Origin of the sequence: Pseudomaricurvus albidus, assembly GCF_018863235.1 — a bacterium.
Lineage (GTDB): Bacteria > Pseudomonadota > Gammaproteobacteria > Pseudomonadales > Cellvibrionaceae > Pseudomaricurvus > Pseudomaricurvus albidus.
Genome location: NZ_JAHKRS010000001.1, coordinates 528,690 through 551,281 on the forward strand (window position 1 = coordinate 528,690; position 22,592 = coordinate 551,281).

Below are 22,592 nucleotides of genomic sequence, written 5' to 3' on the forward strand. Positions count from 1 at the left end.
GTGTTATATAACTACTATGTATACAAAAAACACAGAAAACATATGGAAAGCATAAGAGCTGAGGGGAACACCAGATGCCGGGAAACCCCGGCATCTGGGAACAACAACGGACCAGGAGTCTACTTTTGCAAGAAATTTTCACGCAGCTGTTGCAAAGCCAGATCGTCAACGTTCAGTTCCTGCTGAATGTAGGCCATCACTGAACCGGACTGCTGCTCCATACGGTCAAAAGCGGCACGGATAAAAGACTCCCTTACCCCCATGACCGGTTGCATCACTTCTGGTGGAATGCGTTTAAACATCGCCATCATGGCTTTTTGTTTTTCGTCCATGTCTTCGTCATCATGAGGTGTAGCGAAAGTCATCGGGTGTTGCTGATAGTAGGTCTCGCTGAGCATGAAGTCCTTGACGACGGTTTCTTCATCCACACCCAGTGCAGTCAGAATCAAAGCGCCTGCAATACCGGTGCGGTCCTTACCCGCTGTACAGTTAAACACCAACCCGTCATCGCTCTTTACCAGACGTTGAAACATGGCCTGATAATGTGGTTTCTGACTCTCGAGAATTCCCGGATACATATTGGCCATTGCGGCTTCCACCTTGGCGGCGCTCAGATCCGGCTGACGGAAAACCTCAGCAAAGGCGCCGTTGGCTCCCATATCCATGTCGTAGTCCCAGCTGAGAATTTCGGTGGCGGGATTTTGCCAGTGCGTTGGTTCATTTTTACGCTCTGCCGGCGTGCGGAAATCCACCACGGTGGCAATATCAAACGTATTCAGAACCTGATAATCCCGGTCGGTGAGCTCTGTCATGGCGCCGGTGCGGAATAGTTTACCCCAGCGAACCTGATGACCATCTGTGGTCATATAGCCACCGAGATCGCGAAAGTTGCGACCGCCTTCCAGTGGCAACCAGCGAGCGGCCGCTTCTGCAGGCTGTCCCTTTTCAGGAACCACTTTAAAGTAGCGACGCTTTTCACCGTCATCAACCTTCCACTGGTAGTGATTACCGGAGAGATCATCGGTTAGAGTGCGGAAACTGTCCGGTGCGTCAGAGCCTGCCACTGCAACCATCACTGGCTGTGTCGGATCACTGGCTTGCCAGTTCAATTCGTAGGTCTGATTCTGCTGATTGTAGGTCACTGTCAACTGATCGATATTGTTTGGTGTCGAGGTGCTGCAGGCAGACAGAGCCACCGCCACAAAGACCCCACCGGTCAGGCGTTTAAGGCAGAAGGCAAGAGGTTTTGGCATTGCGGGTAAGGTGTTATTCATTGTTGTCTCGGTTTTCACTTGTGCTTTGTTTCCCTGATAGGGATGGGATTATTGGAATTATTATCAGCCGTGACGGCCACAACCTCATTAAGATGAAGGGTCGGCACGGATGAATTAATAGTCAGCGTGTCAGGTTTTGTGAAGTCGTCACATCAGAAGTTGATGCGTACACCGGCCATATAACGACGACCGTAACGCTCCACCTGATTGGGGGTATCGTCGCTACCGGTGTAACGTACATCCACCGCATCAGTGAGGTTGTTGGCGTTCAGGTACAACGACACTTCGGCACCATAGAGGTCATAGGGCAGGGCGTAACGCAGGGACATGTCCAGTCGCTCCTGGGGTGCCCAGTATTCAGCCATACCGGCAGACTCTGTGGCCGTCATCCAGTCATCACGGTACTGGTAATTAAGACGGATGGAGAACCCATCCCACTCGTAATACATGGAAGCGTTGTACACCAGATCCGATGTGCCTGGCAGACTGAATTTATCACCTTCGAGTGTCTCAAATTCACTGTCGAGCACACTGACATTACCACTGAATCCAAAGCCTCCCAGTGGATTGCTCGCCTCCAGACCAAACACATCGCTCGCCTGGGCAATGACGTTCAACTCCAAACCTTTCAGTTCGCCATCTTTACCATTCACAGTACCAATGAAGTCCCACTGATCACCGGCCGCTGGCGAATAATACACACCGGCATCAATGGTAGAAATCGCATCGTAGATAACCTTATCGATAGCACGGTAATAGGCACCAACGGCAACCAGGCTGCTCTCGCCCAGATACCATTCGTAAGATGCATCCACACCCCAGGATTCCTCCTCTTCAAGCGCGGGATTGCCGCCGCTGATACTGTCGCTGAGGATATTCACCGAAGCCGATGCACGCCACTCGTTATAAGTTGGACGACTGATTCCGGTATTGAACGACAAACGCAGTTTCTGATCGTCAGTCAGGTTGTAGTTCATGTGCACACTGGGCAGCACATTGGTAAAGGTGTCGGAGTAATTGGCGTCAGGGCCGCTGGAGGTGTAGTCAGTATTTTCAACCCGTGCGCCGTAGACCAGATTACCCCAGCTAAACTCGGTGGTGTTCATCAAGTACAGTGAGGTGATGTCTTCTTTAATGTTTACCACCTGATCGTCAGACGGGCTGCCGGTCACCTTTCCAGCGGCAGCTTCCCAGGCGGCCAGAAGCCCCTTGTTGTCGTAGTAGGTACCTCCAATGCCATTGCCAAAATCTGAATCCCAGGCTTCACCGGTATTAAAATCGTCCGGATTAACAGTATCTGGGAAGGGGTAGCGCAAGATGGACATGCCATAGCCGGAAGACTCCCGTTGATCGTAGAGCACACCCATTTGTAACTTGTGATCGTGGCCCCAAAAACTGATTTCACGGGTAGCATCCAATTTAAACTGATCCGACTCCACCAACAGCTCCGACGCAATTGGCATGGCGTAATTCACTGAGTAACTGATGTCCGATAAGTCCATCGGCGTTTGCGTGAATTGCTGATAAATATCCAGAGAAGGGTCTTCAAGGTCACTGAGGTCATAGTCTGCCGCAACAGTTCCACCGGCACTTAAAATAATGGGCAACAGAATGTTGTTTTCCGTTTCAGTATGGTTGTAACGCGCCTCGAAAAACCAGGAACCCGCTTGCAGATCCATCCCCAGAGTCTGAGAGTCCGTTGAGTTACTGTATTCACCATCCTGCAACCAGCGCTGCACCAGAACCAGCGGTTGATAACCACTGTCACCCGGGGATACCGATCCACCGACAGCGTCTGCACCACCGGCTAAATCGAACGCAAACTGGTTGCGTTGCTCGTGATCGGTGAATTCACTGAAGACACTGGATACAAAGATACGACTCAAACCGTCGTCAAAACGGTATTCCAGATGCCCGCCATAGGCTTCATTTTCACGTTCAACTTTGTAGCTGCGATACTCAATATCATTCAACAACAGGCCATCAGGGGTACCGGTGAGATCCATTTCGCGGTTATCGGTAATCTGTTCGCGGCTGTCTTCAGATCCGTATACCATCACCCCGATATTGTCGCCGGACCAGGACAAACGCAGACTGCGGGTATCCACATCACCACCGCCCATGTCCTGCTCGCCGCTGCCGATATCCATCGAGACACCCAGGCCTTCTTTGGCAAACGGGTCAAAGGTTTCAATATTGATGTAACCCGCAATCGCCTCGCCGGGCATGGCCGGAGTGATCGCCTTGTTGGCTTCGATACGGCTGGTAATGACAGCAGGGAAGCTGTCAAAACGCGGCACCCGACCGTTTTCTGCGCCAGGAATTTGCATGCCATTGATCGCCAGTGCCGTATAGCGGAATGGAGCACCACGGAAGTTCACATAACGCGCCTGTCCCTGATCCCGCTCAACGGCAAGACCCGGAACCCGTGCCAGGGCATCGGCCAGATTCTGATCGGGAAAACGACCAATGGTGTCAGAAGAAATCACGTCGACATAGTTATCGGCAAAGCGCTTGGCATCAATGGCCGCTTTCTGACTGTCGCGAATGGGCGAGGCCAGCACTGTGATTTCTTCAAAGACCGGAGAAGACTCCTGAGATTGAGCGACAACACTTGTCGTCGCTGAGCAACCCACAAGCAGAGCAATGGCCCCCGCCAGCTGTTGTTGTTTAAATACCGCCATCGAACTGTCCTCTTGTTCTCTAAATCATCAAATTGTTAAGTGAGAGTCGCTGTTGGCAGGGGATACTCAATCAACTCGATGTCAGTTCTGTGACAGCAATGCGGCAAAAATAAATAAGATATCTCTAAAATTTAACTTATTGTTTTTAATGAGATTTTTTTAGAAAAAATCTGGATTAACGGGTTATCTCCAAGAGGTTTTCAACGGTGATTTGAGTTGCCGGAAGCGCCAAACGGTAACGGCAACGTCCGGTTTTGGTATCACGCTCTGTTTCAAACAGAAAAGGCGCCGCCAGATTTTCTCCCAACACCGACACAAGCTCTTCTTTGATTTTGTTGCGATTCTGATCCAGGGTTTTGGCTCTTAACCCATTCTGTTTGAGATCGTTTATCGCCTTGCGGTGTCCGTCGGCCATTTCCATCCACAGGATCAATTGTTGCGCTCCGTCCTGGTTCGGACGCTGCACTGAGGGATTCATGGTCCAGCCATTTTCTGTTCCTTCAGTTTGCACGCGCCGACTGGCATACCACAGATAATAAAAGTAGGGGGTTTTCGGCAATGTCAGAGACACACCGTGGACAGATAACCGTCCCCTGGCGATATCAAACGAGAGTTGATCCTCACTGCGAGCTACCTGCAAGGCAACCTCAAAGTTGCCATTGCTGTGTTTAAGGCCTACCTGTAACCACTCGAGCTGTCGCTCATCAAGTTCTGACAACAACTGTGGATTAAACGACACCAGAGCCTGACGAGCAGTACACACACCTGAGTCAACCCATTGCGCCAGTGAGACTTGTTGAGCGCTGTTCAGACGATCCAGTTCTGCAGTGCCTGCATAGGCCTGTATCAGATTACTGCCTTCCTGTAACAATCGTGATATCCACTCACGACGGGCAACCGTGATCGGTCCCGGCAACAAGGCAATCACACCCACCAATACCAGAGACAGCACCAATCCCCGAGCCAACAGCTGGGGAAGTCCAGCCTGGCATCCTACCGAGATCACCGATTGATACTGCCGTTCCTCCCACTGCCAGTGAATGGCTAACAGCGAACCAAAGGGCCAAAAACCTTCAGGATCCGGGCTGTTCAGTGCCACCAGTTCAATCACACAGGCGTGAGCCTTTTGGAAATGTCTTGATCGCGCCAGATCCTGATTGATACGCGACACAATCAGTTGTTCAGGGTTTTCATTGGTGTAAATGTCGCTGAACGCTTCCCTGACACGGGCGGGTAACTGGTGACTCAATGCCGACTCAACCTGCTGCAAACGGCTGTATTGTTGCTGTGCGTAGCCAACCGTCACACAGAGAATAAACAGCACCAGCCACTGAACCGGTCGCAGCCCAAACCATGCTGTCAGCCGTTTCATTTGCATCCCCCCATTTTGTCATCAATCGGGGCGCTGTCTGTTGCCGACGCATACCCAACCGACATCGACTGCAAATGTCCCGTGTAATCCTGCAGGCTTCGAAGTAATGCACAATCAATTGCGGCGGGACGAGTTCGTCGTGCGTACCAGTGACCCATAGCGGCATGTTCATCGATCAATTTGTGGTACAAGGTGCGGTCACCGGCACTGGCCTCGAGCCAGGATCCGTCACTGATCAAGTCCACATCACCGCGCCAAAAAGCCTGTTTCAGTAAATAGTAATTGGGAAAGTAGGTAATCCTGAGGCGCGATACATCCACTCCCAGAGCCTTCAGCTGATTGAGCGGCATTAAAAAGTGGGAATAGCTTTCCATGTCTTCCAGTAAACCAATGGAATGTTGATCGAAGTATTCCGGGGTCAGTGCAGGAATTTTGTCCTGGCTAAACCACATCACCTGATAGTGGGGCAGCTGAAATATGGATTCGTAATACTGATTAAAGCGCGGCACCAGGCCCTGAACCCGTTGATCGCGGCTCCAAAACAAATCAAACCGCTCTTCCACAATATGTCTGGCAGTCAATTCGCCACGGGGAAACCACTGAATGTTCACCCCGCCATAGTGCTGTTTTAAGGCGGTCGACTGACACAATTCGCGAGCCAGCTTCTCTGCCCCTGAGTAATGAACCGTGAGTATCTGGTAATCCGGCAGGTCATCGCGTGTATTGGCAATGTCACAGCGAAACGACCGATGGTCCGGTAACTGCAACACCGGCAGGGTGTCAGTCGACATCACCCGCATCAACATCAACCCTGACAACACAAGACCGATCACACAGGCGATATACAGCCAGCGTGACTGCCAGGCTGACAGCAAAAGTGGTACATGTTTGGGAAGGTCGCGCATGACAGGTCCGTTCGAATACATCCGAACCTGCTTTTTTAGCACGACGAGATAACAGTTTTATGACCAGAAAGAGGGGGAGCCAAGCCTGGCAATGACAAAGACTTTGAATCGGGACTTCAATTGGTTCGGCTCAGAGAAATAATGCCAAATTAGCATCATTCCTGCTGAGCCTGTAACACCTGTGAATTATTCCACCGTCACTGACTTGGCCAGATTGCGTGGCTGATCCACATCGGTTCCTTTCAGTACTGCCACATGATAGGACAACAACTGCAGGGGCAGGGTGTAAATAATGGGAGCAATGTTAAGTGGTACATTGGGTAAACTCAGTACCGTGGTATTTTCATCATTGTTGAAACCGGACTTTTCATCAGCAAAAACAAACAACTTGCCACCGCGGGCCTGAACTTCTTCCAGATTGGATTTCAGTTTCTCCAGCAACTCGTCGTTCGGTGCCACAGCCACCACCGGCATGTCACTGTCCACCAGAGCCAGAGGTCCGTGTTTTAACTCACCGGCGGGATAGGCTTCGGCGTGAATGTAGGAGATTTCTTTCAGTTTGAGAGCACCTTCCAGTGCCACCGGGAACTGCACACCGCGTCCCAGAAACAGGGCGTGATTTTTTTCCGAGAAGGCTTCACTCATCTGTTGGATCGGCGCATCCAGATCGAGCACCTGCTGGCAGAGTCCGGGCAGTTGCAACAAACCAGACACCAATTCGGCTTCTTTTTCTGCAGTTAAACTTCCGCGGCGACCCAGAGCAATTACCAACAACTGCAAAGCGACCAACTGGGTGGTAAAGGCCTTGGTTGAAGCAACTCCAATTTCCGGACCGGCCAGTGTCATCAGACGCAAATCCGATTCACGCACCAGCGAACTGTTGGCAACATTACACACGGTCAGACTGCCAAGATAACCGGACTCTTTGCTGCTGCGTAGTGCCGCCAGAGTATCGGCGGTTTCACCGGACTGGGAAATCGTCACAAACAGGGTGTTGGGTCGAACAACGGTTTTGCGGTAGCGGTATTCGCTGGCCACTTCCACAGCACAAGGCAGACCCGCCCAATCTTCAAACCAGTATTTGGCAATCATGCCCGCATGGTAACTGGTACCGCAGGCAAGGATCTGGATGGATTCGACCTGATCGAAAATCGCCTTGGCATCGGTGCCAAAAGCCTCTTCCAGTACGCTGGTTTTACTGACCCGCCCCTGCAGGGTATTTTGCAAAACGGTCGCCTGCTCGTAGATTTCCTTGAGCATGTAGTGGCGATACTCGCCTTTATCCGCTGATTCTTCCGCATCGGTCAGCTGAACGGTTTCACGGTTCACACTGTTGCCATCCACATCGAAGATATCAATCTTGTCAGCGGTGATTTCCGCCAGATCGCCCTCGTCCAGATAGATAAAACGGTCTGTCACCTGACGCAGGGCGAGTTGGTCCGAGGCGATAAAGTTTTCATCAATCCCCACGCCAACCACCAGCGGGCTGCCGCTGCGGGCACAGACAATGGTGTCAGGTTCTTTTGTAGACACCACACCCAGAGCGTAGGCGCCATCAAAATAGGTAATCGCTTTGCGCAGGGTTTCTTTCAGACTGCCGCATTGCTCATACAGGCTGTGGATTAAATGAGCGACGACTTCGGTATCGGTTTCCGAGACAAAGTCATAACCTTTACCCTGTAACTCAGCACGCAGTTCTGCATGGTTTTCAATAATGCCGTTGTGCACAACCGCTATGTGGTCGGAATAGTGAGGGTGCGCATTGATCTCAGAGGGTTTGCCGTGAGTCGCCCAGCGGGTGTGGGCAATGCCAACCACTCCCTGTACCGGGTTATCAACGCACTTTTCTTCCAACACGGAGACTTTACCCAGCGCCTTTCGCAACACCAGGCCGCCTTCGTCAATCACGGCAATACCGGCGGAATCATAACCTCGGTATTCCAGGCGCTTTAAGCCTTCGACTAGAATTTTAGTAACATTTCGCTGGGCTGCCGCGCCGACAATTCCACACATAATTTGGCTTCCATCTGCTTTACGCAGTTAATCTTACTGAATTACTAACAAAAATGACCTGCAGGCATAACAAATCGGTAATGTTGTTTACGACTGCTTGGTTGGTCGTTTCCATCCCTGGATATTGCGCTGTTTACCTCTGGCCACGCCCAGCTCGTGATCACCTACATGACTGGAAATCGTGGAACCCGCTCCAATGGTAGCCCCTTCACCAATATTGACCGGCGCTACCAGACTGCTATTGGACCCGATAAAGGCATTATCCCCAATAGTGGTTTTGAATTTATTCACACCGTCGTAATTGCAGGTGATGGTACCCGCGCCCACATTGACGCCTTTACCGATGTCGGAATCGCCAATGTAAGTGAGGTGATTGACTTTGCTGCCTTCACCAATGTTGGCTTTTTTGGTTTCCACAAAATTACCCAGTTTGGCACCTCTCGCCAGCACGGTACCGGGGCGCACACGGGCAAAAGGACCAATATCGCACACTTCACCGATGATCGCTCCTTCAATGATGCTGTTGGGTTTGATCACAGTGCCATCGGCAATCGAACAGTTTATCAACTGACAGTTTGCACCCACCTCGACATTATTACCCAGACTGACATCGCCTTCGAAAATGCAGTTAATGTCTATCGTGACATCATGGCCGACAGTCAATTGACCACGACAGTCAAAACGCTCCGGATCTATCAGTGTCACACCGTCAGTCATCAACTGCTCGGCACACTGTTTCTGGAAGTGTCGTTCCAGAGCGGCCTGCTGTTGACGGTTATTCACACCCAGTACTTCATTTTCACTGGCCGGATGTTCCGCAACAATGTGCTTACCTTCTTGTTGCGCCATGGCAATAATATCGGTCAGGTAGTACTCGTTCTGGGCGTTATCATTGGATAACTCCGGCAACCAGCGCAGCAGATCATCGGCCAACACAGCCATCACGCCGGTGTTGCCTTCTTTGATTTCCAGTTGTTCTTTATTCGCGTCTTTCTGTTCAACAATCGCCGTAACCCGACCCTGTTCATCGCGAATAATGCGTCCATAGCCGGTGGGATCGGACAATTCCACCGTCAACAACCCCATGGATTCCTCAGTCACCGCCGCCACCAGCTTGCCCAGGGTGTCGCTTTGTATCAGAGGAACGTCACCATACAGAATCAGAACCACGGCACCCGATCTCAGATTGGGTAGAGCCTGCTGCACCGCATGACCGGTTCCCAGCTGTTCGTTTTGATACACAAAACTCACATCCTCCGCCTGAAAGCGCTCTTCGACCAGCTCACTGCCGTGACCAATCACCACATTCAACCGCGTGTCACGATTCACGGCATTGAGGCCATCGTTAAGGCTGCGAGCACAATCCAGCACATGGCCCAACATTGCTTTGCCCGCCACGGGGTGCAGAACTTTGGGTAAACTGGATTTCATGCGGGTTCCCTTACCCGCTGCTAGTACCACAATATCTAACATCGTATTATCTCTTCCTGTCGATTGATGCTCTGGCTGACGTTGAAAGCCACGCATTGGAGGGATAGCCTGGTCATTTGATACAGATTGGCATAAGAATAGAGACCTTCTATGACACCTGGTTTTACGTTGCAACGCCCGGCGCTACTTCGATTTCGGGCTTACAATCTAACACAAAATGCCATAAAAAAAGGGTAGCTCAATGCTACCCTTTTTCGTCCTGCTTGCTGTTCCTGCAACCACGCTTTAAACCGGTTAACCCGACTTTTTGCGCATTGCCTGAATGGTACGCAGGCGCGCAGCGGCTTCAGCCAGCTGAGCAGATGCACGGGAGTAATCAAAGTCGCTGCTTTGATTCGCCAGTGCCTGTTCGGCTTCGCGCTTGGCTTCGAGAGCTGAAGCTTCATCCATATCGTGTGCACGCAGGGCTGTATCCGCAAGAAGGGTAACCGCGTAAGGTTGAACCTCCAAATAGCCACCGGATACGAAGAAAACTTCCTCACTGCCATCCTGCTTAATCACACGGACGGGGCCTGGTTTGAGACCGGTCAGCAGCGGGGCGTGGCCGTAGGAAATACCCACGTCACCTTCGGTACCCGCGGCGATTACCATCTCCACCAAACCGGAAAAAATCTCTTCTTCTGCGCTAACGATGTCACAGTGGACAGTCATAGCCATATTTCTCGCCTCATTTCAGGCTGTGGATAATCACTTATCCACAGCCAGATTTAGCACGCTGTTGAAACGTTAACAGCGAACGCCTTACAGCTTCTTAGCTTTCTCAACCGCTTCGTCGATGCCGCCAACCATGTAGAAGGCCTGCTCGGGAAGGTCGTCGTAGTCACCTTTCAGAATACCGCTGAAACCAGCCAGGGTATCTTTCAGGGAAACGTACTTACCAGGAGAACCGGTAAATACTTCAGCTACGTGGAAAGGCTGAGACAGGAAACGTTCGATCTTACGAGCACGAGATACAGTTTGCTTGTCTTCTTCAGACAGCTCGTCCATACCCAGAATCGCAATGATGTCTTTCAGCTCTTTGTAACGCTGCAGTACAGTTTGCACACCACGGGCGATGGAATAGTGCTCTTCGCCGATGATCAGTGGATCCAGCTGACGTGAAGTTGAGTCCAGTGGGTCAATCGCAGGGTAGATACCCTTGGAAGCGATGTCACGGCTCAATACAACAGTGGAGTCCAAGTGAGCAAAAGTGGTCGCAGGTGACGGGTCAGTCAAGTCATCCGCAGGTACGTATACCGCCTGAACCGAGGTAATAGAACCGGTCTTGGTGGAAGTAATACGCTCTTGCAGAACACCCATCTCTTCAGCCAGAGTTGGCTGGTAACCTACCGCAGAAGGCATACGACCCAGCAGTGCCGATACTTCGGTACCCGCCAGGGTGTAACGGTAGATGTTATCGACGAACAACAGTACGTCTTTACCTTCGTCACGGAACTTCTCAGCCATGGTCAGGCCGGTCAGTGCTACACGCAGACGGTTTCCAGGGGGCTCATTCATCTGGCCGTAAACCATGGCAACCTTGTCCAGTACGTTGGACTCTTCCATCTCGTAGTAGAAGTCGTTACCTTCACGAGTACGCTCACCAACACCCGCAAATACAGACAGACCACTGTGGGCCTTTGCGATGTTGTTGATCAGTTCCATCATGTTTACGGTCTTACCAACACCGGCACCACCGAACAGGCCAACCTTACCACCCTTGGCGAAAGGACAAACCAGGTCGATTACCTTAATACCGGTTTCCAGCAGATCTTCAGAAGCTGCCAGCTCGTCGTAAGCAGGCGCCTTGCGGTGAATAGCACTGCGCTCTTTCTCACCGATAGGACCAGCTTCATCAATAGGATTACCCAATACATCCATGATACGACCCAAAGTCTCGGCACCTACAGGTACAGAGATAGGGGCGTTGGTGTTCTCGACGGTCAAGCCACGGCTTACACCTTCGGAAGAACCCATTGCGATTGCGCGCACCATGCCGTCACCCAGCTGCTGCTGAACTTCAAGGGTGAGACCCTTTTCAGTCACAGTTAAGGCGTCATAGACCTTAGGTACGGAGTCACGAGGGAATTCCACGTCGATAACGGCACCAATAATTTGTACGATACGTCCGCTACTCATTTCCGGATCCTCAATTACAAAAGTTTAGAATTCAAATTCTGTCACACGCTCGATCAAACTGCTGAAGCGCCACTGACGATCTCTGACAGTTCCTGCGTAATTGCAGCCTGTCGGGCTTTGTTGTAAACCAATTGCAGATCATCAATGAGGTCACCCGCATTATCGGTGGCGTTTTTCATCGCCAACATACGAGCGGCCATTTCACATGCGCTATTTTCTACAACAGCCTGATACACTTGCGCCTCTATGTAACGAGTCAACAAACCTTCCAGCAGTTCACCTGCTTCCGGCTCGTACAAGTAGTCCCAGCTGTGTTGCAGCTTCTCATCATCATCAGCTTCCAGAGGCAGCAATTGATCAACCTGGGGTGATTGAGTCATGGTGTTCACAAACTCATTACTTACCAGGAACAGCTTATCAATTTTTCCTTCGGCATAGCTGTCGAGCATAATTTTCACACCACCGATCAAATCGGAGATGCTTGGTTCTTCACCAAGATCACGAACTGCAGCAACTACATTTCCGCCATAACTGTTAAAGAAGGCGGCAGCTTTTGCCCCAATCAGACACAGATCAATTTCGATCTGCTGATCATGCCACTCTTTCATGGACTTGATAGCGCGCTTGAACAGGTTAACGTTCAGGCCACCACACAAACCACGATCGGTGGAAACCAGAATAAAGCCAACGCGTTTAACTTCGCGCTGCTCCATAAACATGTGCTTGTATTCCGGGTTGGCGTTGGCAATATGACCCACTACCGAGCGAATACGCTGGGCGTAGGGTTTACCAAGCTGCATGCGGTCCTGCGCTTTACGCATTTTACTCGCCGCAACCATTTCCATGGCGCTGGTGATTTTCTGCGTATTTTTAATACTCGTGATCTGAGTACGTATTTCTTTTCCGCCTGCCATTACCAGCTCCCAAAAAAATTCAAAATAGTGTCAGTGTTTATTAAGCGCTTCAGCTTCATACCGTTCATCAGATTCATCCAAAGCGCCTAACAATGCTGCTTACCAAGTCTGGGTAGACTTGAATTTTTCCAGGGCTGCTTTGAAACCGGACTCAATTTCGTCATTGTAGTTACCGGAATCATTTACTTTCTTCATCAGATCAGCGTGCTCGCTGTTCATGTAAGAAAGCAGGGCGGCTTCGAAACTGCCGATCTTGGCAACTTCAACATCCTGCAGGTAGCCTTCGTTGGCTGCGTACAGAATGATACCCATCTCAGCGATGCTCAGAGGTGCATATTGCTTCTGCTTCATCAGCTCGGTTACACGCTCACCGTGATCCAGCTGTGCTTTGGTTGCAGCATCCAGATCGGAAGCGAACTGAGAGAACGCAGCCAATTCACGGTACTGAGCCAGAGCAGTACGAATACCACCAGACAGTTTCTTGATCACTTTAGTCTGAGCAGAACCACCTACACGGGATACCGAAATACCGGCGTTCATTGCAGGACGGATACCGGCGTTGAACATGTCAGTTTCCAGGAAGATCTGACCATCAGTAATCGAAATTACGTTAGTTGGTACGAACGCAGATACGTCACCCGCCTGGGTTTCAATGATAGGCAGGGCGGTCAGAGAACCGGTTTTGCCTTTCACTTCACCGTTGGTGAATTTCTCAACGTATTCAGCGTTAACGCGGGAAGCGCGCTCTAGCAGACGTGAGTGCAAGTAGAATACATCACCAGGGTAAGCCTCACGGCCTGGTGGACGACGCAGCAGCAGGGAGATCTGACGATACGCCCAGGCTTGCTTGGTCAAGTCATCGTGGATGATCAGAGCGTCCTGACCACGGTCACGGAAGTATTCACCCATGGTAGTACCGGCAAACGGAGCCAGGAACTGCATCGCTGCAGGATCGGAGGCCGTTGCGGCAACTACGATGGTGTGATCCATAGCGCCATGCTCTTCCAGTTTACGTACAACAGACGCAATAGAAGAAGCCTTCTGGCCTACGGCTACGTAGATACACTTAATACCGGAATCTTTTTGGTTGATGATGGCGTCAACAGCAATTGCGGTTTTACCGGTCTGACGGTCACCAATGATCAGCTCACGCTGACCGCGACCTACAGGTACCATGGCATCAACAGACTTCAGACCAAACTGAACGGGCTCGTCAACAGACTTACGCTCAATTACGCCTGGAGCAATTTTTTCGATAGCGTCGGTTTTGGTGTGTCCGATAGGACCTTTACCGTCGATTGGGTTACCCAGTGCGTCAACAACGCGACCCAGCAACTCGTCACCAACAGGTACTTCCAGAATACGACCGGTACACTTACAGGTTTGGCCTTCTGCCACGCCTTCGTAATCACCCAGTACAACCGCACCAACACTGTCGCGCTCAAGGTTCAGTGCCATACCGTAGACACCGCCCTCAAACTCGATCATTTCACCGTACATCACGTCTTCCAGACCGTGAATACGAATAATACCGTCAGTTACAGAAACGACGGTGCCCTCATTCTGGGCTTTGGCAGAAACATCGAGACCATCGATGCGCTGCTTGATAATGTCACTGATTTCAGAAGGATTCAGTTGCTGCATGCTCTGTTCCTCAATTCCCGTCCGGCACCCGCCGGATTAGGAGTTCATTGCTTCGGCGAGCTTGGTCAAACGACCACGCACCGAACCGTCAATTACTGTGTCGCCTGCACGTATCAGGGCGCCACCCAAAATAGCTTTATCCACCGCTGTGGACAAAGTCACTACACGGTCCAGCTTGGCACTCAGTGCCTTCGCCAATTTATCTTGCAGTTCGCCGGATAACTCAAACGCTGTGGTTACTTCCACATCGACAGTCTGCTCGCGCTGGGCTTTGTGCATCTCAAACAACTGCTGAATTTCAGGCAGAAGTGTTAAGCGCTTGTTTTCAGCCAGAGCTTTAACCAGGTTCACACCGCCTTCATTCAGCTCGTCTCCGCAGACATCGATGAAAGCCTGAGCTTTCTCTTCTGCGGTCAAAGCTGGTGAGAGCAGTGCCTTAACCATACCGTCGTGCTGCGATACAGCAGCCGCGAGAGTTAACATATCAGACCACTGCTGCAGTTGATCCGCCGCCAGGGCGGATTCAAATGCAGCTTTTGCGTAAGGTCTGGCTAAAGTAGTAAGTTCGGCCATGTTTTACCTCACTTACAGTTTGGCGGCTAACTGGTTTACCAGTTCGCTGTTAGCATTCTCGTCAATGGACGCGCCCAGTACTTTTTCTGCACCAGCCAGCGCCAAAGCCGCAACCTTGCCACGAAGTTCTTCTTTCGCGCGGTTAACGTCCTGTTCGATCTGTGCTTCAGCCGCAGCCTTCAGACGATCGCCTTCAGCGACGGCCTGACCTTTAGCTTCTTCAATAATCTGGTTGGCACGCTTGTTAGCCTGCTCAATAATTGCTGCTGCTTCTTCTTTGGCTTCACGCAGTTGTTGAGTAGCTCGTTTCTGAGCCAGCTCAAGATCTTTGTCAGCACGATCAGCAGCTTCCAGACCATCGGCGATTTTCTTTTCACGCTCTTCCATAACGGAAATCAGCGCAGGCCACACGAACTTCATGCAGAAGAGCACAAAGAACGCAAACGAGATCGTTTGGCCAATCAAAGTCAAATTAATGTTCACACCGACACCTCTTTGTTCTTTAAGGAAAGGTTATAAAGACAGAGGTCGATTAGCCCGCCAGGCCAGGTGCAACAACAAAGATCAGGTACATGCCGATACCAACACCGATCATAGGTACCGCATCCAGCAGACCAGCCATCAGGAACATTTTGCCTTGCAGAGCAGGACCTTGTTCAGGCTGACGAGCAGAGCCTTCCAGCAGTTTGCCACCCAAAGTACCAAAACCGATTGCGGTACCCAGTGCGCCCAAACCGATCAGCAGTGCGCTCGCAACGTATACCAAACCAAGTGCTTCCATTGTTTTCTCCAATTTTCGAAGGTTTAAAGTTAAAGTTAAAAGTAAATCGTTAAAAAATCTGTCTTGCGTTTTTACACATCAATCACGGATTAATGCTGCTCATCCACATCGTGAGCCATGGCCATGTACACGGTACTCAGCACCATGAATACGAAAGCCTGCAGAGTGATTACCAGAATGTGGAAGACTGCCCACATCCACTGCAAACCAGCACCAAACGCGCCCAATACCAGACCGCCAGAGTAGAGCAGGGCAATCAGGATAAAGATCATTTCACCGGCGTAGAGGTTACCGAACAGTCGCAGACCCAGTGAAATCGGTTTTGCAATCAGCCCCACCAGCTCCAGGAACAGGTTGAACGGGATCATGACCGGGTGATTAAACGGGTGCAGAGCCAGCTCCTTCAGGAAGCCGCCAATCCCCTTGTTCTTGATGCTGAAGATAATCATCAGCAGGAAAACACCGGCAGCCATACCCAGGGTAGCATTGGGGTCCGTGGTAGGTACCACTTTAAAGAATAAATGACCATCGCCCTGACCAATCGTGTGATCGGCAACCATTGGTAACCAGTCGATGGGCACCAGATCCATCAGGTTCATCAGGAAAACCCAGACAAAAATGGTCAGCGCCATGGGAGCAACCAGCTTGTTGCTGTGATGGAAGGTGTCTTTGACCACGCCGTCGACAAATTCAACGATGGTTTCAACAAAGCTTTGCAGGCCCGTTGGCACACCGGTGGTGGCACGCTTGGCTGCACGGGTAAACAGAAAACAGAACAACAGCCCCAGGCCAATTGACCAGCCCAGAGTATCCAGGTGAATCGCCCAAAAGCCCATGTCGGACGCTTCCTGAGAAGAGTGCGCCATAGTCCAGGCGGTTTGCTCCATAACACTGCCGTCGGAACGTACGTAGCCCTCAGGCAATTTGCCATAAGCCATGTTCTGCAGGTGGTGTTGTATATAACCCGTTTGAGTGAGTTCTTCGCTTGCCATAGTTTTCTCAAGCACCTTTAAGTTTTAAAAAGTTTTAAAACCCTTCTCTGCGCTTGAGACACTTCGCAAAGACTGCTTTTAGAACTTTTTAATCAATGATTTTTGGTAGACGACCGCTCGGATTCCCGCCCGTTATCACCCACGTGCAATTAACTCATTGTGGCCGACGGCTTACTGCATTTGCCACCAGTATCCACTGCAACACCAGCATGGCGATATAACCACCAAACACTGCCAGCGGCTGGCTGGCCGGTAACCCCTGAAACACACAGGCAAACCCAACCAGTGTTAATACAAACTTTCCCGCTTCTCCCCGATTGAATGAACGTGCGATCTCCCGAGATGCGCGTGCTCCCATATGGCGAAAAGCATAAACGGTGAAATAGAGATGTGGGATGACTGCGATAACCCCGCCAGCCAGTATAGACCAGGCGACGACAGTATCGATAAAACTCCATCCACCACTGATGAACAGCAAAACCAAACTCTGGATTGCAGCAACTCGGTAGATTGGAGGTCGTTTGATATTAGCCAAGGCGACTTCTCTGGTAACGCTCGTGGCCAACACTCCGCTAGCTCTCCGTTTACCTCATGACACACCCCGCAAAAGGGCATCAAATCAGGCGTCGCGAATTATAGGGTTTAGGCCATCGTCAATCAACCTAAATCCGGTGAAGATATCCGTTAAAATCTCCGCATTTCATGGATTTAGGCGGCAAAAAAACGGTATCTTCAGAACCCGGCTCCAGATCTAGTGGCTTAAGACAGAGGCGACCACAACATTATCGATTCTCAGGGCTTGTATCCCAGGTGATTCAGGATGCCGTCCAATTCGTCCAAACTGTTGTAACTGAGTACCAGTTTGCCCTTTCCCTTGGCGCTGTGCGAGATGGAAACCGGAACCCCCACTTTTTCAGCCAGGGCCTCTTCGAGTTTGAGCACGTCAGAATTGTTGGGCTTCTCAGCCACCACCACCTGCGGTTGCCCCTGTTGAATCTTGCGCACCAGTGCCTCGGTTTGGCGTACGGACAATCCCTTGGCCACAACCTGTCTGGCCACATCCCGCTGCTCCGCGGCATCCAGCGACAGCATGGCGCGGGCGTGCCCCATTTCCAGATCGCCGTGCTCCAGCATGGTTTTGACGTCATCGGTCAGGGACATGAGACGCAACAGGTTGGTGATGGTGGTGCGGGATTTACCCACCGCGTGAGCCACTTCCTGATGGGTCAGTTCAAATTCATCCTGCAGGCGCTTGAGCGCGAAAGCCTCTTCCATGGGATTGAGGTCCTCACGCTGGATATTTTCGATCAGCGCCATGGCAATGGCGGCTTCATCCGGCACGTCGCGAATCACACAGGGGATCTTGTCCAGACCGGCCAACTGGGTGGCGCGCCAGCGGCGCTCCCCGGCAATGATTTCATACTTGTCGGTGCCACTGGCATCTTTGCCAATCTGGCGCACCACAATCGGCTGCATGACGCCCTGGCTTTTGATGGATTCGGCCAGCTCTTCCAGAGCTTCAGGGTGCATGTCACGGCGCGGCTGGTATTTACCGCGCTGAATAAATTCCACCGGTAACTGCGCCAGCTTGCCATCGCGCTGCGCTTCAGCGGTCGCCTCGGCTTCTGAAGTCGATACCGCGGCAATGGCCTCGCTGGCCTCCGCTCCTTTGGCACCGCTCAACAGTGCGTCCAAGCCGCGTCCCAAGCCTTTTCTTTTTGCTGCCATGGCAAGTGTGGTCCTGTCCGTTAAAACAATAGGGGTCGATTGTACAATTTTGAATTCAGTGTGGCTGAATTCCACCGGGAAGTGGCCGCCCGTTCAACTGCCGGGGTTTCCGAGAGTCCGGGCGAACCCGGGGTTCGCCTCAAACCTTACGCCTGAGCCGGATTTTCAGCCTGAATAATCTCGTCCGGACGCAGGTTCTCGTTGCGTCTGAGAATTTCTCCCGCCAGCGCCAGGTAAGCTATCGCCCCCTTGGATTGACGGTCATAGGCCAGCGCCGGCTGGCCAAAACTGGGCGCCTCGGCCAGTCGCACATTGCGCGGCACGCAGGTGCGGTAGAGGGCATCACCGAAATATTCCGCCAGCTGGGCAGACACATCGTTGGTCAGACTGTTGCGCGGATCGTACATGGTCCGCAGGATGCCTTCGATGGTCAAACCGGGGTTCAGTGACGCCTGAATCTGATTGATGGTGTTGACCAGTGCCGACAAACCTTCCAGCGCGTAGTACTCACACTGCATGGGAATGATTACGCCGTCACAGGCGGTCAGGGCGTTGACGGTCAGCATGTTCAGCGACGGCGGGCAGTCAATCACCAGATAATCAAACTGATCTTCCAGCGGCGCCAGGGCACTTTTCAGCAGCCGCTCCTTGTTGTCCATGGACAACATTTCCACTTCGGCGGCAGTCAGATCACCGTTGGCCGGCAGCACGGAGTACTGTCCGGAAGGCGAGGTCACCAGCGCATCTTCGGCCTTGCAGGCACCGACCAGCACTTCGTAGATGGAGAGATCCAGATCGCTTTTGTCGATGCCGCTGCCCATGGTGGCATTCCCCTGCGGATCGAGGTCAATCAACAACACACGTTTTTTGGTAGCCACCAGTGAAGCTGCCAGGTTGACGCAGGTGGTGGTCTTGCCGACCCCACCTTTCTGATTGGCAATGGCGTATTTTTTTATCAAGTCAGTGTCCTGCTCAAGAGAGTCCTGCGTAAATCACAGGCTACCCGGGCGAAACCGGTCAGTCTGCCAGGTGGACACCGAATCAGGGGGTCAACACCAACAGATGACGTTCACCTTCTTCACGGGGAACCTGCAGGGGATAAGATTGGGAAACCTTATAGTTTTTTTCCAGTGCGCTCAACTCATCTGTGGGGTAGATGCCCTTCATGGCGTAAAAAACTCCTCCCTCGGCCAGCAGATGATGACAGCCGTCGGTCATATCCTTGAGACTGGCGAAAGCGCGACTGATCACGGCATCAAAGGGCTCATCGGGCTGGAAGGCTTCCACGCGACGGTTTTCAACCTGAACATTGTCCAGTTTCAACTGGGTTTTCACCTGAAACAGAAAACGCGCTTTTTTGCCGTTGCTGTCGAGCAGGGTAAACCGCTTTTGCGGAAACAGGATCGCCAGCGGAATACCCGGCAGGCCACCGCCGGTGCCCACGTCGATGAGATGATCGGCCTCGATGTGAGGCGCAACACTCAGGCTGTCGAGCAGATGGCGATCCAGCTGCGACTCGATGTCGCGGATCGCCGACAGGTTGTAGGTTTTGTTCCACTTGTGGAACAACTCCAGATAATCCAGCATCAGCCCGGCCTGTGCGTCACTCACCGCCACGCCCATGGCCCCGGCACCGTCGAGCAGCCGCTGCACCAGCGGTGCGCGGTCGATAGTTACAGCTGAACTCATACGGCGGCCTGCTTACTCAGCAAACCGTGTTTTTTCAGGTAGATCAGCAGCAGCGATACCGCCGCCGGAGTCACCCCCTGAATGCGTGAGGCCCGAGCCAGAGTTTCGGGACGTCCTTCGGTGAGTTTTTGTTTCACCTCGTTGGACAGGCCCTCCACCACACTGTAATCAAACTCTGCCGGAATCACAGTGTTTTCGTGCTGGCGCAGTCGGTTGATGTCCTCTTGCTGGCGGTCAATGTAACCCGCGTACTTCACATCAATCTCGACCTGTTCACGCACCTGCGGGTTCTCAGTCGGCTCACCTTTCAGACCACCAACGTCGGCGTAGGTGAGCTCCGGACGCTTGAGCAGATCGTGCAAACTGTACTCGCGGGTCAGCGGCGACTTCAGACGATCCACCAGAGAGTCCGCTTCGGCACTGCCCGCCTGAATCCAGGTGTCTTTGAGGCGCTGTTGCTCCAGGGCAATGGCTTCGCGCTTGTCACAGAAGGCCTTCCAGCGCACATCGTCCACCAGTCCCAGATTGCGACCCTGTTCGGTCAGGCGCAGATCGGCGTTGTCTTCGCGCAGCATCAAACGGTATTCCGCACGACTGGTGAACATGCGGTAGGGCTCACGGGTGCCCATGGTGATCAGATCATCCACCAGCACGCCGATGTAGGCCTCGTCGCGGCGAGGGGTCCAGGACTCCTTGCCTTGCGCCATCAGCGAAGCGTTGGTTCCTGCCAGTAATCCCTGGGCACCGGCCTCTTCGTAGCCGGTGGTGCCGTTGATCTGTCCGGCGAAAAACAGACCGTGGATAAACTTGTTTTCCAGGCTGTACTTCAGGTCCCGCGGATCAAAGAAATCGTACTCGATGGCGTAGCCCGGACGCGTGATGTGGGCGTTTTCAAACCCCACGATGGAGCGCACCAGCTCAAACTGCACATCGAATGGCAGGCTGGTGGAAATCCCGTTGGGGTAGAGCTCATGGGTGGTCAGCCCCTCGGGCTCAATGAAGACCTGGTGCGAATCCTTGTCGGCGAAGCGGTGAACCTTGTCTTCCACCGACGGACAATAGCGCGGGCCGATACCGTCGATCACCCCGGTGTACATGGGCGAGCGATCCAGCCCCTTGTGAATGATTTCATGGGTTCGGGCGTTGGTATGGGTAATCCAGCAACACACCTGCTCGGGGTGATCTTCCACTTTGCCCAGATAGGACATGACCGGCAGCGGGGTATCGCCGTACTGTTTTTCCAGATTCTCAAAATTCACACTGCGGGCGTCGATACGCGGCGGCGTGCCGGTTTTCAGGCGATCGACGGTCAGCGGCAGTTCGCGCAGGCGATCGGCCAGGGCGATCGAAGGCGGATCCCCGGCGCGGCCACCGGAATGATTTTGCAAACCGATGTGAATCTTGCCCCCCAGGAAGGTGCCCACGGTCAAGACCACCGTCGGCGCATAGAATTTCAGTCCCATTTGGGTGACGACACCACGCACGGTATCACCTTCGATAATCAGATCGTCCGCAGCCTGCTGGAAAATATCCAGATTGGGCTGGTTTTCCAGAATCTCGCGAATAGCCGCTTTGTACAGTGCGCGATCCGCCTGGGCACGGGTAGCCCGCACTGCGGGCCCTTTGCGGGCATTCAGCGTGCGAAACTGAATACCGCCCTTGTCGGTGGCAACAGCCATGGCTCCACCGAGGGCGTCGATTTCTTTCACCAGATGGCTTTTGCCAATGCCGCCAATGGCGGGGTTACAGCTCATCTGTCCCAGGGTGTCGATGTTGTGAGTGAGCAGCAGAGTGCGCGAACCCATTCTTGCCGCGGCAAGGGAAGCTTCGGTACCGGCATGACCACCACCAATCACAATCACATCATAGCGTTGCGAGTAATCCATAAACATTCTCTCAGAGACAGGCGAACCCAAGATGACGACCCAGTCAAACAGGCTGCGGATTCAAAAGGGCGCACATTATATGTTGGGAAAGTCTGTTGTTCAAAATTTCGTCGAATTATTTTTGATTTCAAACTTATACAAATAAATAGAATAAAAATATATATAGATAGATTAGATAAGTAAGTATGTAGTTGTTGTTATATATAGTGAGGCACTTTTCAGTGGATAACCCTAAAAAGTTCAATATAAACATAGGGTTACGACAAGTATAAACACGGTACCCTAACGGTATTAGCTGACCGAAAGCTGCTGAGAAGCTGGAGACAGAAAGGTGACTTATGCACAGAAGGAGTGGGATGCTCGGTTATCCCCAATTTCATGCCCGGTTTTTACTCACGCAATCCCCGTGCTTTTCCACAGGCAAACTGAAATTCCCCTGTATAAGTGACTCAAATCACTTAATTTTCATTAACTTAGGGGATAAACCTGTGAGTAATTGTGGATAACCTATGTAAGTGGTGTGAAAAC

At 52.0% G+C, this 22,592-nt stretch carries 19 protein-coding genes; all 19 read right to left on the reverse strand.

Annotation, left to right across the window (positions count from 1 at the left end):
* Window positions 1-119: 119 nt before the first annotated feature.
* A complete protein-coding gene (locus KOI40_RS02370) occupies window positions 120-1,274 on the reverse strand; it encodes a tyrosine-protein phosphatase (protein WP_216095829.1) in 1,155 nt (384 codons plus the stop codon).
* Window positions 1,275-1,426: 152 nt separating this feature from the next.
* Window positions 1,427-3,958, reverse strand: a complete 2,532-nt coding sequence (locus KOI40_RS02375; protein WP_216095830.1) for a TonB-dependent receptor — start codon at window positions 3,956-3,958, stop codon at window positions 1,427-1,429.
* A 175-nt stretch (window positions 3,959-4,133) separates the two neighbouring features.
* Window positions 4,134-5,330 carry a hypothetical protein gene (locus KOI40_RS02380; RefSeq protein ID WP_216095831.1) on the reverse strand — a complete coding sequence of 399 codons (1,197 nt, stop codon included), beginning with the start codon at window positions 5,328-5,330 and terminating at the stop codon, window positions 4,134-4,136.
* Window positions 5,327-6,256 carry a hypothetical protein gene (locus KOI40_RS02385; RefSeq protein WP_216095832.1) on the reverse strand — a complete coding sequence of 310 codons (930 nt, stop codon included), beginning with the start codon at window positions 6,254-6,256 and terminating at the stop codon, window positions 5,327-5,329. Before KOI40_RS02385 ends, KOI40_RS02380 begins: the two co-directional genes overlap by 4 nt.
* Window positions 6,257-6,421: 165 nt before the next feature.
* Entirely contained in the window at window positions 6,422-8,248 is a 1,827-nt protein-coding gene (gene glmS / locus KOI40_RS02390; RefSeq protein ID WP_216095833.1) for a glutamine--fructose-6-phosphate transaminase (isomerizing), read from the reverse strand.
* Between the two features lie 87 nt (window positions 8,249-8,335).
* Window positions 8,336-9,721, reverse strand: coding sequence for a bifunctional UDP-N-acetylglucosamine diphosphorylase/glucosamine-1-phosphate N-acetyltransferase GlmU (gene glmU, locus KOI40_RS02395; protein WP_233709876.1), 1,386 nt, complete (start codon window positions 9,719-9,721; stop codon window positions 8,336-8,338).
* 252 nt (window positions 9,722-9,973) lie between these two features.
* On the reverse strand, window positions 9,974-10,396 hold the full coding sequence (locus tag KOI40_RS02400) for a F0F1 ATP synthase subunit epsilon (protein ID WP_216095835.1): 423 nt from the start codon (window positions 10,394-10,396) through the stop codon (window positions 9,974-9,976).
* 84 nt (window positions 10,397-10,480) lie between these two features.
* Entirely contained in the window at window positions 10,481-11,857 is a 1,377-nt protein-coding gene (atpD, locus tag KOI40_RS02405) for a F0F1 ATP synthase subunit beta (RefSeq protein WP_216095836.1), read from the reverse strand.
* 53 nt (window positions 11,858-11,910) lie between these two features.
* Window positions 11,911-12,771 (reverse strand): F0F1 ATP synthase subunit gamma, encoded by an 861-nt coding sequence (gene atpG / locus KOI40_RS02410; RefSeq protein ID WP_216095837.1) that lies wholly within the window; start codon window positions 12,769-12,771, stop codon window positions 11,911-11,913.
* 99 nt (window positions 12,772-12,870) lie between these two features.
* Window positions 12,871-14,415 (reverse strand): F0F1 ATP synthase subunit alpha, encoded by a 1,545-nt coding sequence (gene atpA, locus KOI40_RS02415; protein ID WP_216095838.1) that lies wholly within the window; start codon window positions 14,413-14,415, stop codon window positions 12,871-12,873.
* Between the two features lie 36 nt (window positions 14,416-14,451).
* Complete coding sequence (locus KOI40_RS02420) at window positions 14,452-14,988, reverse strand: F0F1 ATP synthase subunit delta (protein WP_216095839.1); 537 nt, start codon at window positions 14,986-14,988, stop codon at window positions 14,452-14,454.
* 12 nt (window positions 14,989-15,000) lie between these two features.
* Window positions 15,001-15,471, reverse strand: coding sequence for a F0F1 ATP synthase subunit B (locus tag KOI40_RS02425; RefSeq protein WP_216095840.1), 471 nt, complete (start codon window positions 15,469-15,471; stop codon window positions 15,001-15,003).
* Between the two features lie 49 nt (window positions 15,472-15,520).
* A complete protein-coding gene (gene atpE / locus KOI40_RS02430) occupies window positions 15,521-15,769 on the reverse strand; it encodes a F0F1 ATP synthase subunit C (protein ID WP_166989094.1) in 249 nt (82 codons plus the stop codon).
* Window positions 15,770-15,858: 89 nt separating this feature from the next.
* On the reverse strand, window positions 15,859-16,761 hold the full coding sequence (gene atpB, locus KOI40_RS02435; protein WP_216095841.1) for a F0F1 ATP synthase subunit A: 903 nt from the start codon (window positions 16,759-16,761) through the stop codon (window positions 15,859-15,861).
* Window positions 16,762-16,915: 154 nt separating this feature from the next.
* Window positions 16,916-17,296 (reverse strand): ATP synthase subunit I, encoded by a 381-nt coding sequence (locus KOI40_RS02440; protein WP_216095842.1) that lies wholly within the window; start codon window positions 17,294-17,296, stop codon window positions 16,916-16,918.
* A 257-nt stretch (window positions 17,297-17,553) separates the two neighbouring features.
* The gene (locus tag KOI40_RS02445; RefSeq protein WP_216095843.1) at window positions 17,554-18,489 is read right to left on the reverse strand and encodes a ParB/RepB/Spo0J family partition protein; all 936 of its coding nucleotides are present in this window, start codon (window positions 18,487-18,489) and stop codon (window positions 17,554-17,556) included.
* A gap of 146 nt (window positions 18,490-18,635) precedes the next feature.
* The gene (locus tag KOI40_RS02450) at window positions 18,636-19,448 is read right to left on the reverse strand and encodes a ParA family protein (protein WP_216095844.1); all 813 of its coding nucleotides are present in this window, start codon (window positions 19,446-19,448) and stop codon (window positions 18,636-18,638) included.
* Window positions 19,449-19,530: 82 nt separating this feature from the next.
* Window positions 19,531-20,178 carry a 16S rRNA (guanine(527)-N(7))-methyltransferase RsmG gene (gene rsmG, locus KOI40_RS02455; RefSeq protein WP_216095845.1) on the reverse strand — a complete coding sequence of 216 codons (648 nt, stop codon included), beginning with the start codon at window positions 20,176-20,178 and terminating at the stop codon, window positions 19,531-19,533.
* Window positions 20,175-22,064 (reverse strand): tRNA uridine-5-carboxymethylaminomethyl(34) synthesis enzyme MnmG, encoded by a 1,890-nt coding sequence (gene mnmG, locus KOI40_RS02460; RefSeq protein WP_216095846.1) that lies wholly within the window; start codon window positions 22,062-22,064, stop codon window positions 20,175-20,177. The genes rsmG and mnmG overlap by 4 nt, the downstream gene beginning before the upstream one ends.
* Window positions 22,065-22,592: the final 528 nt, after the last annotated feature.

Coding starts and splice junctions, on each gene's coding strand:
- KOI40_RS02385 (WP_216095832.1), bottom strand. CDS start 6,256: ATGTATTCGAACGGACCTGTCATGCGCGACCTTCCCAAACATGTACCA.
- glmU (WP_233709876.1), bottom strand. CDS start 9,721: ATGTTAGATATTGTGGTACTAGCAGCGGGTAAGGGAACCCGCATGAAA.
- KOI40_RS02445 (WP_216095843.1), bottom strand. CDS start 18,489: ATGGCAGCAAAAAGAAAAGGCTTGGGACGCGGCTTGGACGCACTGTTG.
- KOI40_RS02370 (WP_216095829.1), bottom strand. CDS start 1,274: ATGAATAACACCTTACCCGCAATGCCAAAACCTCTTGCCTTCTGCCTT.
- glmS (WP_216095833.1), bottom strand. CDS start 8,248: ATGTGTGGAATTGTCGGCGCGGCAGCCCAGCGAAATGTTACTAAAATT.
- atpG (WP_216095837.1), bottom strand. CDS start 12,771: ATGGCAGGCGGAAAAGAAATACGTACTCAGATCACGAGTATTAAAAAT.
- atpD (WP_216095836.1), bottom strand. CDS start 11,857: ATGAGTAGCGGACGTATCGTACAAATTATTGGTGCCGTTATCGACGTG.
- rsmG (WP_216095845.1), bottom strand. CDS start 20,178: ATGAGTTCAGCTGTAACTATCGACCGCGCACCGCTGGTGCAGCGGCTG.
- atpE (WP_166989094.1), bottom strand. CDS start 15,769: ATGGAAGCACTTGGTTTGGTATACGTTGCGAGCGCACTGCTGATCGGT.
- atpA (WP_216095838.1), bottom strand. CDS start 14,415: ATGCAGCAACTGAATCCTTCTGAAATCAGTGACATTATCAAGCAGCGC.
- mnmG (WP_216095846.1), bottom strand. CDS start 22,064: ATGGATTACTCGCAACGCTATGATGTGATTGTGATTGGTGGTGGTCAT.
- KOI40_RS02400 (WP_216095835.1), bottom strand. CDS start 10,396: ATGGCTATGACTGTCCACTGTGACATCGTTAGCGCAGAAGAAGAGATT.
- atpB (WP_216095841.1), bottom strand. CDS start 16,761: ATGGCAAGCGAAGAACTCACTCAAACGGGTTATATACAACACCACCTG.
- KOI40_RS02420 (WP_216095839.1), bottom strand. CDS start 14,988: ATGGCCGAACTTACTACTTTAGCCAGACCTTACGCAAAAGCTGCATTT.
- KOI40_RS02375 (WP_216095830.1), bottom strand. CDS start 3,958: ATGGCGGTATTTAAACAACAACAGCTGGCGGGGGCCATTGCTCTGCTT.
- KOI40_RS02380 (WP_216095831.1), bottom strand. CDS start 5,330: ATGAAACGGCTGACAGCATGGTTTGGGCTGCGACCGGTTCAGTGGCTG.